This window comes from Mesorhizobium sp. M1328, from assembly GCF_040318075.1.
GTDB lineage: Bacteria > Pseudomonadota > Alphaproteobacteria > Rhizobiales > Rhizobiaceae > Mesorhizobium.
On the sequence record NZ_JAMYLO010000019.1, the window covers coordinates 25,386 to 39,778 of the forward strand.

A 14,393-nucleotide genomic window follows, 5' to 3' on the forward strand; every position below is an offset into this window, starting at 1 on the left:
TTCGGGACGTGATGAGGCTCAGGCGTGACCGGCAGCCAGGCTGAGATGCGCGAGATCGATGCCGATCGAGGCAAGGATCCGGTCGTATTTGCGGTCGATGTCGGCGTCGAACAGAAGCTCGGCACTTGCCGGGCAAGTCAGCCAGCCATTCTCGACGATCTCGTTTTCAAGCTGGCCCGCACCCCAGCCGGCATAACCGAGCGCCATCAGCGCCCGCCGGGGTCCGCGGCCGGAGGAGATGGCGCGCAATATGTCGACGGTCGCGGTCAGGCAGACGTCGTCGGACACGGCGAGCGAGGATTCCACCCGGTAGTCGCCCGAATGCAGGACGAAGCCGCGGCTGCGATCCACCGGTCCGCCATTGCGCACGACGAAGTCGCGCGCCGGCGGTGGCAGGCGGATCGCCTCCATCTCATTCATGATGCCAAGTTGTACGAGCAGGTCCGGAAACAGCATCTGCTGCGTCTGGTTGATGATCAGCCCCATCGCGCCTTCGTCGCTGTGCGCGCAAATGTAGATGACAGAGCGCGTGAAGCGGTCGTCCTTCATGCCGGGCATGGCAATCAGGAACTGGTCGTCGAGAAAGCCGGGTCCTGCGGCCGTCCTTTTATGGCGCAACAAATCCATGGCCACAGCGTAACGCGTTTCCGAAGCGTCGAAAAGATGGGCGGCGCCCGATTTGATCAGGCTCGTAAATCGAAGGTCACGCAAATATGATGCCGGCCGCGTCATGAAATCATTGTGCGGCCATCAACGGACGATCAAATCACCGTCATGCAAAGCTTGAAAATCCTGCTGCTTAGTGTGGCCATTGGATCGGCGACCGGCCTCCCAGCCTCAGCCTCCTCGTCGGCCTGGTACAACAGCGAAGGCGGCAGGGTGCGACTGGTAACGAGCGGCAAAGCCGACGAGGCCGGACGTCTCCAGGGCGTCCTCGACATTGCGCTGAAGCCCGGCTGGAAAACCTATTGGCGCGATCCGGGCGATGCAGGCGTGCCGCCACAGATCGACGTCTCGGCCAGCACCAACATTGCCGACGCGACGCTTTCGTTTCCGCCGCCGCAGCGCCATGACGACGGCTATGGCAAATGGGCCGGCTACGACCACCCGGTTTCGTTGCCGGTGACGTTCACGCTTGCCGCGCCCGGCCAGCCGGCCGTCATCGATGCGGATATCTTCCTCGGCATTTGCGAAACCATCTGCATCCCGGTGCAGACGAGGCTGACCGTCGATCCCGGCGCCGATCCGGACAACGCCGTGGACGCGGCACTGGTCAAGGCAGGCCTTGCCACCCTGCCCGCCACGGCAACGCCCGATTTCGGCATAAACGTACTGCCGGGCGACCACGAAACGCTGATTGTCGAAGCGAGCTTTCCGGGCAGTCCCGAGGCCGCCGACTTCTTCGTTGCCGGCGAACGCGACTACATGTTCGGTGCCCCCGCGCGCAGCGAAAAGGATGGCAAGCTGATCTTTACTGTGCCGATCCTCGACAGGCCGTCGACAACGCCAACCGACGGCGGCCTGCACTACACACTGACAAGTGCCGCTGGCGCGGTCGAAGGCCTGCTGCCTTTTCCGTGATGCCAACGTCTGGACGGTTGCCGGGCGCGCCTTAGTTCGCTATCGCAAGGACACTCCCTTTCCATTCTCAAGCGAGGACCATCATGACGATCTCCGTTGGCGACAAACTGCCCGATGCGACCTTCAAGACAATGACCGCCGACGGTGCAAAGCCGATCACGACGGGCGAGATATTCTCAGGAAAGACGGTCGTGCTGTTTGGGGTTCCAGGCGCTTTCACGCCAACCTGCAGCAACAATCATCTGCCCGGCTACCTGGACAATTACGACGCCATCCTGGCGCGCGGCGTCGACACTATCGCCGTCGTCTCGGTCAACGATGTTCACGTCATGGGGGCTTGGGCCCGCTTCAGCGGCGGTGAAGGCAAAATCCTTTATCTTGCCGATGGCAATGGCGATTTCGCCAAATCGGTCGGCCTCGACGCCGACCTCTCCAGTGGCGGCATGGGGCTGCGCTCGAAGCGTTTTTCGATGATCGTCGACGACGGCAAGGTCACCGCGCTCAATGTCGAGACAAAGCCCGGCGTCGACGAATCCGGTGCGGCTCACATTCTCGGACAGCTTTCCGTCTTGGCGACAGCATAGGCCAGGGACGGCGGCGGGCGCCTTCGAGCGCTCAGCGTCCAAAGGACGCTGACTTTTTGCATTGGCGCATGATCCCTCCGAAAGCCGACCCGGTTTTCGGGGCCATGCGTCGGCGCTTCGGAACTGCTTGCTTTTGGGGACCTCGATTATGTCTGACATCGTCTGGCGCAGCGTCGCGATCGGCATCGGCGCAACCGCGCTTATGGATGTCTGGGCGATTTTCCTGAACAAGGCGTTTGCTCAACCGCGGCCGAACTGGGGGCTGGTCGGCCGCTGGGTCTGGCATCTCAGGGAAGGCAAGGTCTTCCATGACGACATTGGCGAGGCCTCGCCCTACGCGCATGAATCAGTACTTGGCTGGGCCTTTCATTATGCTGTCGGCATCGTCTACGGCATCATACTGGTCGTGCTGGCCGGAACGGCCTGGCTCACCGCGCCGACCTTCCTGCCGGCCTTTATCCTCAGCATGGTCACCGTCGGCGCCGGGTGGTTTCTGCTGGCGCCCGGCATGGGCGCCGGCTGGGCCGCTTCGAAGCGGCCCAATCCGATGCAGGTCCGCGCCCTGAATCTTGTGTCGCATACGGTGTTTGCAATCGGACTGTTCGGCACCGCCCTTCTAATCCGCTGACACGCCAGTTCAACCGGATCAATAACTCTGGGTCGAGCGCCGAACCTTCTTGGCCGCCGATTGCTTGGACTGGGTGCCTTCCTTCGGCGTTACGGACGCGAGCGCGGGTTTCGCCGACTTCGTCTTGAATGGCGCCATGCCGAGCCGCGCCAATTCGTCGGCACGCTCGTTCTCGGGATGGCCGGCATGGCCCTTGACCCAATGCCAGGTGACCTGATGGCGGTTACGCGCTGCGTCGAGCTGCTGCCACAGCTCGGCATTCTTCACCGGCTGCCTGGCGGCCGTCTTCCAGCCGTTGCGCTTCCAGCCGTCGATCCAGCTGAAAATACCGTCCTTGACATAGTTGCTGTCGGTATAAAGGTCGACGACGCAAGGTTCCTTGAGCGCATTGAGAGCCGAGATGGCGGCCAACAGCTCCATGCGGTTGTTGGTGGTCAGAGCCTCGCCACCGTGGAGTTCCTTGATGGCGCCGTTGAAGCGCAGGATTGCGCCCCAGCCGCCAGGCCCGGGATTGCCCGAACAGGCACCATCGGTGGAGATTTCAACGCGCTTGGTCATGTCAGTCCATATTCGGAAGGAGAGTTGATCGCCCGGTGGAAGCGCATCCGGCGAATATACTCGGTCGGGTCGCGTTTCATCACCAGCCCGCCGTCCGGAACCGTCAGCCAGTCGTAGAGCCGGGTCAGCATGAAGCGCAGCGCCGAGCCGCGCGCCAGCATCGGCAGCGCAGCTTTCTCGTCACCGCTCAACGGCCGCACGCCTTGGTAGCCGGCAAGCAGCGCCGTGCCCTTGGTCAGATTGAAGGAAAAATCCTTCTCGAAGCACCAGGCGTTCAGGCACGTGGCAACGTCATAAGCGTAGAGGTCGTTGCAGGCGAAATAGAAGTCGATCAGCCCGGACAGTTTCTCGCCGAGGAAGAACACATTGTCCGGGAAAAGATCGGCATGGATGATGCCCTGCGGCAGACCGTTCGGCCAGTTTCGCTCGAAATCGGCGAAATCGGCATCGACCTCGGCCGCCAGTCCCGGCTCGACCTCGTCGGCGCGGGCGCGGGCGGCATTCCACAGCTTGCGCCAGCCATCGATGGCAAGGGCGTTGGGGCGGGTCATCGGAAAATCCGCGCCGGCGAGATGCAGTGCCGCCAGCGCCTTGCCGACCTCGCCGCAATGCGCAGCCGTCGGCCGCCGCAGCGACAGGCCTTCGAGAAAGGTGATAATGACCGCCGGCCGGCCGGCAAGTGTTCCGATCACACCGCCATCATGTGCGGTGACCGGGAGCGGGCACGAAATGCCCTTTCTGGCGAGGTGGGCCATGAGGCCGAGAAAGAACGGCAGGTCAGCCTTGTCGACGCGCTTCTCGTAAAGCGTCAGGATGTAGGAGCCGCTGCTGGTGTGCAGTAAAAAATTCGAGTTTTCGGTGCCTTCGGCGATGCCCTTGTAGGACAAGAGATCGCCGACCGGATAGTTGCTGAGGAACGCGCCGAGCTCGCCCTCATTGACGTCGGTGTAGACCGCCATCGTGGCTACGCAGCCCCGTTGACGAAGGCCATGTCGGCAGCCGTCAGTTCGACATCGCGCAACACCCGCATCACCGGAAAATCCTCCGTCTCCGTCGCCGTCACGGCCAGCTCGATGGTCACGTCGAAGCGCTGCCTGAACGCATCGACGATCTCGTCGACGATGATCTCCGGCGCCGAAGCGCCCGCCGACAGGCCGAGCGTCGAGATGCCGACAATGTCATTCCACGGAATTTCGGAGGCGCGCTGCACGAGAAGCGACATCGAGGCGCCGGCGCGCTCGGCCACTTCGACCAGGCGCCGCGAGTTGGAGGAGTTAGGTGCGCCGACAACCAGGAAGAGATCGGCGCCGGCCGCTGTCTCCTTGACCGCTTCCTGGCGATTGGTGGTGGCATAACAGATCGATTCCGCCGCCGGCGCGTGCAGCTCGGGAAAACGTTGCTGCAGCGCGCGGATGATACCGGCGGTGTCCTCGACTGACAGCGTCGTCTGGGTCACGAAGCCGAGCGCTTGCGGGTCTGCAGGCACGAAGCTTGCGGCGTCGGCTTCGGTCTCGATCAGAGTGACCGCGCCGTCCGGCAACTGGCCCATTGTGCCGATCACCTCCGGATGCCCGGCATGGCCGATCAAAAGCACGTGGCGGCCCAGCCGCTGATGGCGCATTGCCTGCTTGTGGACTTTCGAGACCAGCGGGCAAGTCGCGTCGAGATAGAATAGGTTGCGGGACCGGGCGTCGGCCGGCACCGATTTCGGCACGCCATGCGCCGAAAAGACGACCGGGCTCTGGCGATGCTCGGGCGGGATCTCGGAGAGCTCCTCGATGAACACCGCGCCGAGGCTTTGCAGCCCTTCGACGACGTAGCGGTTGTGCACGATCTCGTGGCGGACATAAACCGGCGCGCCGTATTTCTTCAGCGCCAGCACGACGATCTGGATCGCACGGTCAACGCCCGCACAGAAACCGCGCGGCTGGCAGAGCCGGATGGTCAGCGGTGGCTTTGTGTGAAGCATGATTGCATCTTACGCTGATTGTAGGCCGGTTGATCGGACTATGACTTCTGAGCTCAAGGCGCGAAATGAGGTGTGCGGCCCTGCCCTGTCAAGGGTAGTGGCGGCGATCATTGGTCTTTCGCCGGGCGGCGGAGCCAGGAGATCAGGACGCCGGCAAGGGCGGCGGCAAGGCCGTACCAGGTTATCGCATATTGCAGATGGCTGTTCGGCAGGTCGATGACGGTGACACCGCCAACCGGCAGCCCGCCGGGGTTGGCCGTGGCGTTCGCATCGATGAAGATCGGCACCAGCGCCGCTCCTGCTGGCAAGCCGGCGCTCGAGGCCATCGCGTCACGATCTTTCCAGTAGAAGATGTTCTTCTGCGGATCATTGTCGGGAAGCATCATCGAGGGCTTGGCCGGCAGTGGGTTGCGGGCGAGCCCCGTCACCGTCACTTCGCCCGTTACCTGCCCCTGCGGCCGCTTGGCTGGGTCCTTGAAATCGTAAGGCACGAAGCCGCGGTTGATCAGTACGAAACGGCCATCGTCGAGCTGCAGCGGCGTGAAGACATCGAAACCGGACTGGCCTTCCCAGGTGGCGAGGAAATGCCGCTCGCCTTGATGCAGGAAAGTGCCGGTCACCGTTGCCGGCGTGTAGTCCACGTCGCTAGTGGCAGCAAACCGCTTTTCGACCTCGGCCAATGGCACAGGCGCCGAATGCGTCCGCTGGTCTATCGTCTGGAGAAGGCCCTCTTTCCAGTGCAGGCGCTGAACCTGCCAGGTGCCGAGCGCCAGCAGTATCAAAAACACGACGATACCCAGGCCGAGCGCCAATGCGCGCTTCGGCCGCGACCGGCCGGCCACCAAACCTGATGCCTCGCTCATTCGCCGCGGTCCAGCCGGCCCTCGGCCGCCTTGTTGCGGTATTGCAGCGTCAGCAGGACGCCCTTGATCAACCGGAGCGCCGCCAGGCAAAGCACCAGCGTCAGCGGAATCCACAGCAGCAGATGCAGCCAGAGCGGCGGATTGAGCGTCACCTCCATCCACAGCGCCAGACCGACGACGATGAAGCCGATGATCAGGATAACGAACACCGCCGGCCCGTCGCCGGCATCGGCGAAGGAATAATCGAGGCCGCAATTGGTGCAGCGATTGCCGACCGTGAGGAACCCAGAGAACAGTCTGCCCTCGCCGCAGCGGGGGCAGCGGCCATGCAGGCCGGCCGAGATCGGATCGATTGGTGGCCAGATCGCCTTGTCGTCGCTCATGAGGTCATCCTAGGAGCATTTGCCACAAAAGATAAGGCGGCCACGTCGCCGCAGCCGCCTTGTCGATTTCCTCAGCTCGATCTCAGTGTGGTTCGATCATCGCGCCGTTCGATGCCCAGACGTAGATCGAGGCAAACAGGAACAGCCACACCACGTCGACGAAGTGCCAGTACCAGGCGGCGGCCTCGAAGCCGAAATGCTGCTTGGGCGTGAAGTCGCCCTTCATGGCGCGGATCAGGCAGACCAGCAGGAAGATCGTGCCGATGATGACGTGGAAACCATGGAAGCCGGTCGCCATGAAGAAGGTGGCGCCGTAGATTGAATCCCTGAAGCCGAACGGCGCGTGCATGTACTCGTAGGCCTGCACCATGGTGAACAGCATGCCGAGGCCGACGGTCAGCACCAAGCCATTGATCAGACCTTTGCGGTCGCCGTGGATGAGCGAGTGGTGCGCCCAGGTCACCGTGGTGCCCGACAGAAGCAGGATGACGGTGTTGTAAAGCGGCAGATGGAAGGGGTCGAGAACTTCGAGGCCCTTGGGTGGCCAGACGCCGCCGGTGAAGGCGGTACGGGCGTATTGATGGACCTCGCCCGGAAACAGGCTGGCGTCGAAGAAGGCCCAGAACCAGGCGACGAAGAACATCACCTCGGAGGCGATGAACATGATCATGCCGTAGCGCAGATGCAGCGACACGACACGGGTGTGGTGTCCCTCATGCGCTTCCTTGATCGTATCCGACCACCAGGCGAACATCGTGTAGATGACGATCAGCAGGCCGATGAAGAACAGCCATGGGTTGGCGATGTTGAAACCGAAGATCGGGAAATCGCCGCCCTTGAGATATTGCATGTAACAGACACCGCCGAGCGCGGTCACCAGCGCCCCGACGGAGCCCAGGAAAGGCCACGGGCTCGGGTCGACGAGGTGGTAGTCATGTTGTGGTTTTGCGTGTGCGTCTGCCATATCAACCCCCGAGGCTTGCTTCGGTATCTGAAATCTTGTTGCGGCGGCCGTCGGCCGGCACCGATGATGCGACCGGCTTGGTCTTGTCGACCGGGAACATCGTGTAGGACAGGGTAATCGTCTTCAAATCCTTCAGTTCCGGCGCGTTGACGATGTCGGGATCGACATAGAACACGACCGGCATGTCCAGTGTCTCGCCCGGCTTCAGCGTCGTGTCGGTGAAGCAGAAACACTCGACCTTGTTGAAGTAAGGTCCGGCCAGTTCCGGCTGCACGTTGAAGGTGGCACGTCCGGTGATGGGCCGGCTGAATTTGTTGGTCGCGCTGAAATGCGCCTCGGCGGTCTCGCCGATCTTGATGGTGATCGAGCGGGCGACCGGCTGGAATTGCCAGGGAACGCCGACGGTGTTGGCATCGAAGCGGATGGTGATGTCGCGGTCGAGCACCCGATCGGCATATTGCTGGGTCGCCCGTTTGACGGTGCCGCCGTAGCCTGTCGCCTGGCAGAACATCGCATAAAGCGGCACCGCGGCGTAGGCCATGCCGATCATGCCACCGAAGAACGCGATGCAGACGCCGGCGACGACGCGGTTCGTATTTTTCTTCGTAGGATCGGTGACTGTTTGCCTGGTCATCGTCAGCTCACATCGAGCCGGGGAAACTGTGACCAAATTTCACGATGGTCGCGACGTAGAATATGACGACCAGCGCCGCCAGCGCGAAACCGATTGCGGCCGAGCGATTGCGGCGGGCCTTCTGCTGACGTTCGGTCAGCGTGACCAGTTCAAGCTTTTTTTCGGCCATGCTCACGCTCCACCGATGGTCAGCGCGCGCGCGACGACGCAATCGCCAAGGTAGGCGGCAAAGATGGCGAAGAGATAGAGCAGCGAATAGCCAAACAAGGCCTTGGCCGGCTTCATCGCCCGGTCGTCATCGGCCATTTGCAGCACCTTCCACGCATACCAGACGAAGCCGCCGCCGAGCAGCAATGCAACGACGCCATAGGCCGGCGTGGTGAAGCCGAGAACCCAGGGCAGCACGCCAACCGGCGCGAGGACCAGCGCATAGCCAAAGATCTGGCGCCTGGTCGAGGCCTGGCCGGCGACATTCGGCATCATCGGAATGCCTGCCTTCGCATAGTCCTCCGACTTGAAGAGCGCGAGCGCCCAGAAATGCGGCGGCGTCCACAGGAAAATGATCAGGAACAGCACCAAGCTTTCGAGGCTGACCGATCCGGTTACCGCCACCCAGCCGATGACCGGCGGAACGGCACCGGCAGCACCGCCGATGACGATGTTCTGCGGCGTCCAGCGCTTCAGCCACATCGTATAGATGACGGCATAGAAAAAGATGGTGAAGGCCAGCAGCGATGCGGCCAACCAGTTGACCAGCACGCCGAGCGTCATCACCGATAAAACCGACAGCACCAACCCGAAACTCAATGCCTCGCCTGGCCGGATGCGGCCGGCCGGCACGGGACGGCCGGCGGTGCGCGTCATCACCGCATCGATGTCTGCGTCGTACCACATGTTGAGCGCACCGGACGCGCCAGCACCAATGGCAATAGCCAGGATCGCGATCACCGCCAGCAGCGGATTGATGGTCACCGGGGCGGCGACCATGCCGACAAACGCGGTGAACACCACCAGCGACATGACGCGCGGCTTCAGCAGGGCGAAGAAATCGCCCGCCGTCGCTTCCGACATGCGGAAGCCCGGCTCGTCAATCAGTCTGTCTTCGGCAAGGGCCATGCGTACTTAAAGTCCATCATTCCGTTGGCCAAAACCGCCTGTCGGCCGGCGGTTCCGTATTAAGGAGGCAACCGCCTACTTGATCTTCGGCAACTGTTCCCACTGGTGGAACGGCGGCGGCGAAGGCAGCTGCCATTCCAGCGTGGTCGCACCCTCGCCCCAAGGATTGGCGCCGGCGACCCGCTTCTTCTGGAACGCCTCGAAGACGCCGAACAGGAAGATGACGACGCCGACAGCCGAGATGTACGAGCCGTAGGACGACACCATATTCCAGCCGGCGAAGGCATCGGGATAGTCGATATAGCGACGCGGCATACCGGAAAGGCCGAGGAAGTGCTGCGGGAAAAAGACCAGGTTGACGCCGACGAAAGTGACCCAGAAGTGGGTGTTCGCGATCACGGGTGAGTACATGTAGCCGGTCATTTTCGGGAACCAGTAGTACCAGCCGGCGAAGATCGCGAAGACCGCGCCCAGCGACAGCACGTAGTGGAAGTGCGCGACCACGAAGTAGGTGTCGTGCAGCGGGCGGTCGAGGCCGGCATTGGCCAGCTGCACGCCGGTGACGCCGCCAACAGTGAACAGGAAGATGAAGCCGATCGCCCACAGCATCGGGGTCTTGAGCGAAATCGACCCGCCCCACATAGTGGCGATCCACGAGAAGATCTTCACGCCCGTCGGCACCGCGATGACCATGGTGGCAAAGACGAAATAGCGCTGGGTGTCGAGCGACAGGCCCGTCGTGTACATGTGGTGGGCCCAGACGATGAAGCCCACCGCGCCGATGGCAACCATCGCATAGGCCATGCCGAGATAGCCGAACACCGGCTTCCTCGAAAAGGTCGAGATGATGTGGCTAATGATCCCGAAACCCGGCAGGATCAGAATGTAGACCTCCGGATGGCCGAAGAACCAGAACAGGTGCTGGAACAGGATCGGATCGCCGCCGCCGTCCGGGGCGAAGAACGTGGTGCCGAAATTGCGGTCGGTCAAAAGCATGGTGATGCCGCCGGCCAACACCGGAAGCGACAGAAGCAGCAGGAAGGCGGTGATCAACACCGACCAAGCGAACAGCGGCATCTTGTGCATGGTCATGCCGGGCGCGCGCATGTTGAAGATGGTGGTGATGAAGTTGATGGCGCCAAGAATCGAGGAGGCGCCGGCGATGTGGATTGAAAGGATCGCCAGGTCCATGGCCGGTCCGGGCTGGCCCGATGTCGACAGCGGCGGATAAAGCGTCCAGCCGCCGCCGACGCCGTAGGCGCCGGGCGCGCTCGGGACGAAGGCCGAGAAAATCAGCAGGATGAAAGCCGGCGGCAGCAGCCAGAACGACACGTTGTTCATGCGCGGGAACGCCATATCCGGCGCGCCGATCATGATCGGCACCATCCAGTTGGCAAAGCCGCCGATCAGCGCCGGCATTACCATGAAGAAGATCATGATCAGCGCATGCGCGGTGGTGAAAGCATTGTACATGCTCTTGCCGCCGTCGATGGCGGCGTCACCGTTCATGCCGTAGACCATCTGCGCCAAGCCAGTGAATATCTGGATGCCCGGCTCCTGCAATTCCATGCGCATGACGACCGACAAGGCGCCACCGATGCAGCCCGCCATGATCGCGAAGATCAGATAAAGCGTACCGATGTCCTTGTGGTTGGTCGAATACACCCACCGGACCCAGCCATGATACGGCTTGTGGTCGTGGTCGTCGTGAGCTGCAGCGTCTGCCATGGTCGGCTCCGTTCCCTGAATCTTTTCTGGTCGCGGCATCAGTTGCCGGCGGCCGCTACCTTGTTCGTGCCATCGACCTCGGCCATCAGCGCCTTGTTGGCGCCGGGAAGGTCGGTCTTGGCTGCCGCCAGCCAGGTCTTGTATCGCGCATCGGAGACGACGCGAATGGCGATCGGCATGAAGGCGTGGTCCTTGCCGCAGAGTTCCGAGCACTGGCCGTAATAGAGGCCTTCCTTGTCGGCCTTGAACCACACCTCGTTGATGCGGCCCGGCACCGCGTCGGTCTTGATGCCGAAGGAAGGCATGGCAAAGGCGTGAATGACGTCGGTCGCCGTCACCAGTACGCGGGTCATGGTGTTGACCGGCACCACCATCTCATTGTCGACGGCGAGCAGGCGCGGATAAGCGGCGCGATCTTCCTTGCCGGCAGCAGCCCTGTCGGCATCCTGAAGGATCGCGGAATTGAAGGAAAGCGTGTTGTCGACCTGATATTCGTAATCCCAGTTCCACTGATTGCCCGTCGCCTTGACGGTCAGCTTGGCTTCTTCCGGCGGCGTGTATTGCGCGGTCAGCAGCTGGAACGAGGGAATGGCGAGACAGAGCAGGATGACGACGGGACCGACAGTCCAGATGACCTCGATCAGCGTGTTGTGGCTGGTGCGCGACGGGGTCGGGTTGACGCTCGCCCGGAACCGCAAAATGCAGTAGGCGATCAGGAAAAGCACCAAGGCGGTGATCACAATGATGAACGCGAACGAGTAGTTCCCGAACCACTCGATCTGCCTCATAATGTCGGTCGCCGGAGGCTGAAAACTGGTTTCCCAAGGTTGGGGCTGGGCTGCATGAGCGGATGCAGCGGCAAACAACGTGGCGGCGGCACTAGCTACGATTTTGGCGGTTGCCAGGAATTTTCTCATCGCCCTCGTCATCTCCCAGTTCCTCGCGATCGGACCGCAAGAATGTCGAACAATGCCGGGACGGGAATCCCGGACAATTCAAGGCTGGTTCAAACCATACTCTATTTGCCTCCGCAAGAAAGGAGCGCCGGAACCCGTGCGGCATTTTTGCGCGCAAGCGTGGCGCTGGCATCCTGCGGTGACGGCTCGCCGCGAATCACCGAAGCGGCGTCCGGGTAGAATGAGCCGCGCGGCGCGCGGAACAGTCGCAATTAGGGCGAAATTCGCACTGAAAAGCGCATTGTCGCCTATGTCGGGGCAGATCGCCGGGGTCTCGTCCTTTACTTGGGTTTAGTGCGGCTTAAAGTGCCGTGATTCGCAATGGAGCCGTCATGAACCCTTGGCTTTCGAGAACCTTGGCGAAGGTCATCCTTGTTGCCGCCGCAATAGCCTTGTCCGGCGGCGGCCTGGCCAATGCCGCGCAGCCAAGCGGCACGGTGAAGTCGACGCATGGGGCGTGGTCGATCATCTGCGATACGCCGGCCGGTGCTACGTCCGAACAATGCGTGATGATGCAGAACGTCGTCGCCGAGGACCGCCCGGAAATGGGTCTTTCCGTCGTCGTGCTGCGCACAGCAGACAACAAGGCCGAAATCCTTCGTGTGCTGGCGCCGCTCGGTGTGCTGTTGCCCAACGGCCTCGGCCTCAATGTCGACGGCAAGGATATCGGCCGCGCCTACTTCGTGCGCTGCTTCCAGGACGGCTGCTATGCCGAGGTCATCCTGGAAAAGCCGCTGCTCGACACGCTGAAGACCGGTACGTCCGCCACCTTCATCGTCTTCCAGACACCGGAAGAGGGCATCGGCATTCCCGTCGACCTCAAGGGTTTCGCCGACGGCTTCGCCGCCCTGCCCTGAACGCGGTGTTGTAGCACGATCCAGTGATGTTGACCGGCCGCGGTCACGGCAAAATCTCATTTCAGATTGTCTGTGGGGGCCTTCGCGCCTACATCGTGGGAAACAATCCTCCTGCGAATGGATCTGCCATGAACAGCCTGATCGGCCAATTCGACATTTCCGACGATCGCATCAAGCAGATCGTTGCCGAGACTATTAACGGCGCCGACGACGGTGAACTGTTTCTCGAATACAGCGAGAGCGAATCGCTGATGTTCGACAATGGCAAGCTGAAGACCGCGAATTTCAACACCGACCAGGGTTTCGGCCTGCGTGCCGTCGCCGGCGAAGCCAGCGGCTACGCCCATTCCAGCGATCTCTCCGAAGCCTCGCTGCTGCGCGCAGCCGACGCCGTTTCGACGGTGAAAAGCGGCTATTCCGGCACGCTTGCAGCAGCGCCTGCCCGCACCAACCGCCATCTCTACGGCGACGGAAACCCTATCCCCTCGCCTTCCTTCGAGACCAAGGCCAAGCTGCTCCAGGAAATCGATGCATGGCTGCGGTCCGAGGATCCGCGCGTCAGGCAGGTGACGGCGTCGCTCGCCGCCTCCTGGCAGCATATCGAGATCGTGCGCGCCGACGGCCAGATGGTGCGCGACATCCGTCCGCTGGTCAGGATCAACGTGTCGGTGGTGGTCGGCGACGGCGACCGCCAGGAGAGCGGCTCCTACGGCATGGGAGGCCGCAAGGATTTTGGCGAATTCCTGGTCGAGGACAGCTGGCGGCACGCTGCCAAGGAGGCATTGCGGCAAGCGCTGGTCAATCTCGAAGCGGTTCCAGCGCCTGCCGGCACTTTCGACATCGTGCTGTCGAGCGGCTGGCCGGGCGTCATGTTGCACGAGGCGGTCGGCCACGGCCTGGAAGGCGATTTCAACCGCAAGAAGACGTCGGCCTTTGCCGGCCTGCTTGGCCAGCAGGTGGCGGCGAAAGGCGTCACCGTCGTTGATGACGGCAGCATGCCCGAGCGGCGAGGTTCGCTGACTGTCGACGATGAGGGCACGCCTTCGGCCCATAACGTTCTGATCAACGATGGCAAGCTGGTCGGCTACATGCAGGACCGCCAGAACGCCCGGCTAATGGGCATGAAAGCCACCGGCAACGGGCGACGCCAAGGTTACGCGCACGAGCCTATGCCGCGCATGACCAACACCTACATGACAGCAGGCGACATGGAGCCGGACGAGATCATCGCCTCCGTCAAGAACGGCATCTATGCCGTGTCGTTCGGTGGCGGCCAGGTCGACATCACTTCGGGCAAGTTCGTGTTCGGCTGCACCGAAGCCTACATGATCGAGAACGGCAAAGTGACGCAACCGATCAAGGGCGCCATGCTGATCGGCAACGGGCCGGATGCCATGCATCGCGTTTCGATGATCGGCAACGACATGAAGCTCGACACCGGCATCGGCATGTGCGGCAAGGCCGGACAGGGTGTGCCGGTCGGTGTCGGCCAGCCGCATCTCAGGATGAACCAGATGACGGTCGGCGGCACCAGGGTTTGATGGCGGCTGTCACCTGGTTTATGTCTTGCGT

Annotated in this window: 17 protein-coding genes; 5 read left to right on the plus strand and 12 right to left on the minus strand. The window is 62.2% G+C overall.

Going from position 1 to position 14,393, the window contains the following annotated elements:
• Positions 1-18: 18 nt before the first annotated feature.
• A complete protein-coding gene (locus NKH23_RS26345; protein WP_292657500.1) occupies positions 19-627 on the minus strand; it encodes a YqgE/AlgH family protein in 609 nt (202 codons plus the stop codon).
• A 147-nt stretch (positions 628-774) separates the two neighbouring features.
• Between NKH23_RS26345 and NKH23_RS26350 the strand changes: the two genes are divergently transcribed.
• From NKH23_RS26350 to NKH23_RS26360, 3 genes are all read left to right on the plus strand, one after another.
• A complete protein-coding gene (locus tag NKH23_RS26350; protein WP_353035750.1) occupies positions 775-1,581 on the plus strand; it encodes a protein-disulfide reductase DsbD domain-containing protein in 807 nt (268 codons plus the stop codon).
• 83 nt (positions 1,582-1,664) lie between these two features.
• Positions 1,665-2,165 (plus strand): peroxiredoxin, encoded by a 501-nt coding sequence (locus tag NKH23_RS26355; RefSeq protein WP_292657494.1) that lies wholly within the window; start codon positions 1,665-1,667, stop codon positions 2,163-2,165.
• Between the two features lie 148 nt (positions 2,166-2,313).
• Positions 2,314-2,793, plus strand: coding sequence for a DUF2938 domain-containing protein (locus NKH23_RS26360; RefSeq protein WP_352716445.1), 480 nt, complete (start codon positions 2,314-2,316; stop codon positions 2,791-2,793).
• Between the two features lie 18 nt (positions 2,794-2,811).
• Here the strand turns inward: NKH23_RS26360 and rnhA are convergent, their stop codons facing one another.
• The 11 genes from rnhA to coxB form a co-directional block, all read right to left on the minus strand.
• Positions 2,812-3,351 (minus strand): ribonuclease HI, encoded by a 540-nt coding sequence (rnhA, locus tag NKH23_RS26365; protein ID WP_352912446.1) that lies wholly within the window; start codon positions 3,349-3,351, stop codon positions 2,812-2,814.
• Positions 3,348-4,310 (minus strand): homoserine kinase, encoded by a 963-nt coding sequence (locus NKH23_RS26370; RefSeq protein ID WP_292657487.1) that lies wholly within the window; start codon positions 4,308-4,310, stop codon positions 3,348-3,350. Before NKH23_RS26370 ends, rnhA begins: the two co-directional genes overlap by 4 nt.
• Before the next feature lie 5 nt (positions 4,311-4,315).
• A complete protein-coding gene (gene ispH / locus NKH23_RS26375; RefSeq protein WP_292657484.1) occupies positions 4,316-5,320 on the minus strand; it encodes a 4-hydroxy-3-methylbut-2-enyl diphosphate reductase in 1,005 nt (334 codons plus the stop codon).
• Between the two features lie 107 nt (positions 5,321-5,427).
• Entirely contained in the window at positions 5,428-6,183 is a 756-nt protein-coding gene (locus NKH23_RS26380; protein ID WP_352716441.1) for an SURF1 family protein, read from the minus strand.
• Positions 6,180-6,566: a DUF983 domain-containing protein gene (locus tag NKH23_RS26385; RefSeq protein ID WP_352463894.1), complete on the minus strand. Its 387-nt coding sequence runs from the start codon at positions 6,564-6,566 to the stop codon at positions 6,180-6,182. The genes NKH23_RS26380 and NKH23_RS26385 overlap by 4 nt, the downstream gene beginning before the upstream one ends.
• Before the next feature lie 82 nt (positions 6,567-6,648).
• On the minus strand, positions 6,649-7,530 hold the full coding sequence (locus tag NKH23_RS26390) for a cytochrome c oxidase subunit 3 (protein WP_292657474.1): 882 nt from the start codon (positions 7,528-7,530) through the stop codon (positions 6,649-6,651).
• A 1-nt stretch (position 7,531) separates the two neighbouring features.
• Complete coding sequence (locus NKH23_RS26395) at positions 7,532-8,164, minus strand: cytochrome c oxidase assembly protein (RefSeq protein ID WP_352489616.1); 633 nt, start codon at positions 8,162-8,164, stop codon at positions 7,532-7,534.
• A 7-nt stretch (positions 8,165-8,171) separates the two neighbouring features.
• The gene (locus tag NKH23_RS26400) at positions 8,172-8,333 is read right to left on the minus strand and encodes a cytochrome c oxidase system small membrane protein (protein ID WP_198023516.1); all 162 of its coding nucleotides are present in this window, start codon (positions 8,331-8,333) and stop codon (positions 8,172-8,174) included.
• Positions 8,334-8,335: 2 nt separating this feature from the next.
• A complete protein-coding gene (locus NKH23_RS26405; protein WP_352716439.1) occupies positions 8,336-9,280 on the minus strand; it encodes a heme o synthase in 945 nt (314 codons plus the stop codon).
• A 75-nt stretch (positions 9,281-9,355) separates the two neighbouring features.
• The gene (gene ctaD / locus NKH23_RS26410; protein ID WP_292657466.1) at positions 9,356-11,008 is read right to left on the minus strand and encodes a cytochrome c oxidase subunit I; all 1,653 of its coding nucleotides are present in this window, start codon (positions 11,006-11,008) and stop codon (positions 9,356-9,358) included.
• Positions 11,009-11,046: 38 nt separating this feature from the next.
• Entirely contained in the window at positions 11,047-11,925 is an 879-nt protein-coding gene (gene coxB / locus NKH23_RS26415) for a cytochrome c oxidase subunit II (protein WP_352716437.1), read from the minus strand.
• 371 nt (positions 11,926-12,296) lie between these two features.
• Here coxB and NKH23_RS26420 point away from each other — a divergent pair, with 371 nt between their 5' ends.
• Both NKH23_RS26420 and tldD read left to right on the plus strand, forming a co-directional pair.
• Positions 12,297-12,821, plus strand: a complete 525-nt coding sequence (locus tag NKH23_RS26420; protein ID WP_352716436.1) for an invasion associated locus B family protein — start codon at positions 12,297-12,299, stop codon at positions 12,819-12,821.
• A gap of 128 nt (positions 12,822-12,949) precedes the next feature.
• Positions 12,950-14,362 (plus strand): metalloprotease TldD, encoded by a 1,413-nt coding sequence (tldD, locus tag NKH23_RS26425; protein ID WP_352912448.1) that lies wholly within the window; start codon positions 12,950-12,952, stop codon positions 14,360-14,362.
• The last annotated feature ends 31 nt before the right edge of the window (positions 14,363-14,393 follow it).

Bases quoted from the DNA above. Each gene is read 5' to 3' on its own strand.
- NKH23_RS26345 (WP_292657500.1), bottom strand. From the start codon at position 627: ATGGATTTGTTGCGCCATAAAAGGACGGCCGCAGGACCCGGCTTTCTC.
- NKH23_RS26350 (WP_353035750.1), top strand. From the start codon at position 775: ATGCAAAGCTTGAAAATCCTGCTGCTTAGTGTGGCCATTGGATCGGCG.
- NKH23_RS26355 (WP_292657494.1), top strand. From the start codon at position 1,665: ATGACGATCTCCGTTGGCGACAAACTGCCCGATGCGACCTTCAAGACA.
- NKH23_RS26360 (WP_352716445.1), top strand. From the start codon at position 2,314: ATGTCTGACATCGTCTGGCGCAGCGTCGCGATCGGCATCGGCGCAACC.
- rnhA (WP_352912446.1), bottom strand. From the start codon at position 3,351: ATGACCAAGCGCGTTGAAATCTCCACCGATGGTGCCTGTTCGGGCAAT.
- NKH23_RS26370 (WP_292657487.1), bottom strand. From the start codon at position 4,310: ATGGCGGTCTACACCGACGTCAATGAGGGCGAGCTCGGCGCGTTCCTC.
- ispH (WP_292657484.1), bottom strand. From the start codon at position 5,320: ATGCTTCACACAAAGCCACCGCTGACCATCCGGCTCTGCCAGCCGCGC.
- NKH23_RS26380 (WP_352716441.1), bottom strand. From the start codon at position 6,183: ATGAGCGAGGCATCAGGTTTGGTGGCCGGCCGGTCGCGGCCGAAGCGC.
- NKH23_RS26385 (WP_352463894.1), bottom strand. From the start codon at position 6,566: ATGAGCGACGACAAGGCGATCTGGCCACCAATCGATCCGATCTCGGCC.
- NKH23_RS26390 (WP_292657474.1), bottom strand. From the start codon at position 7,530: ATGGCAGACGCACACGCAAAACCACAACATGACTACCACCTCGTCGAC.
- NKH23_RS26395 (WP_352489616.1), bottom strand. From the start codon at position 8,164: ATGACCAGGCAAACAGTCACCGATCCTACGAAGAAAAATACGAACCGC.
- NKH23_RS26400 (WP_198023516.1), bottom strand. From the start codon at position 8,333: ATGGCCGAAAAAAAGCTTGAACTGGTCACGCTGACCGAACGTCAGCAG.
- NKH23_RS26405 (WP_352716439.1), bottom strand. From the start codon at position 9,280: ATGGCCCTTGCCGAAGACAGACTGATTGACGAGCCGGGCTTCCGCATG.
- ctaD (WP_292657466.1), bottom strand. From the start codon at position 11,008: ATGGCAGACGCTGCAGCTCACGACGACCACGACCACAAGCCGTATCAT.
- coxB (WP_352716437.1), bottom strand. From the start codon at position 11,925: ATGAGAAAATTCCTGGCAACCGCCAAAATCGTAGCTAGTGCCGCCGCC.
- NKH23_RS26420 (WP_352716436.1), top strand. From the start codon at position 12,297: ATGAACCCTTGGCTTTCGAGAACCTTGGCGAAGGTCATCCTTGTTGCC.
- tldD (WP_352912448.1), top strand. From the start codon at position 12,950: ATGAACAGCCTGATCGGCCAATTCGACATTTCCGACGATCGCATCAAG.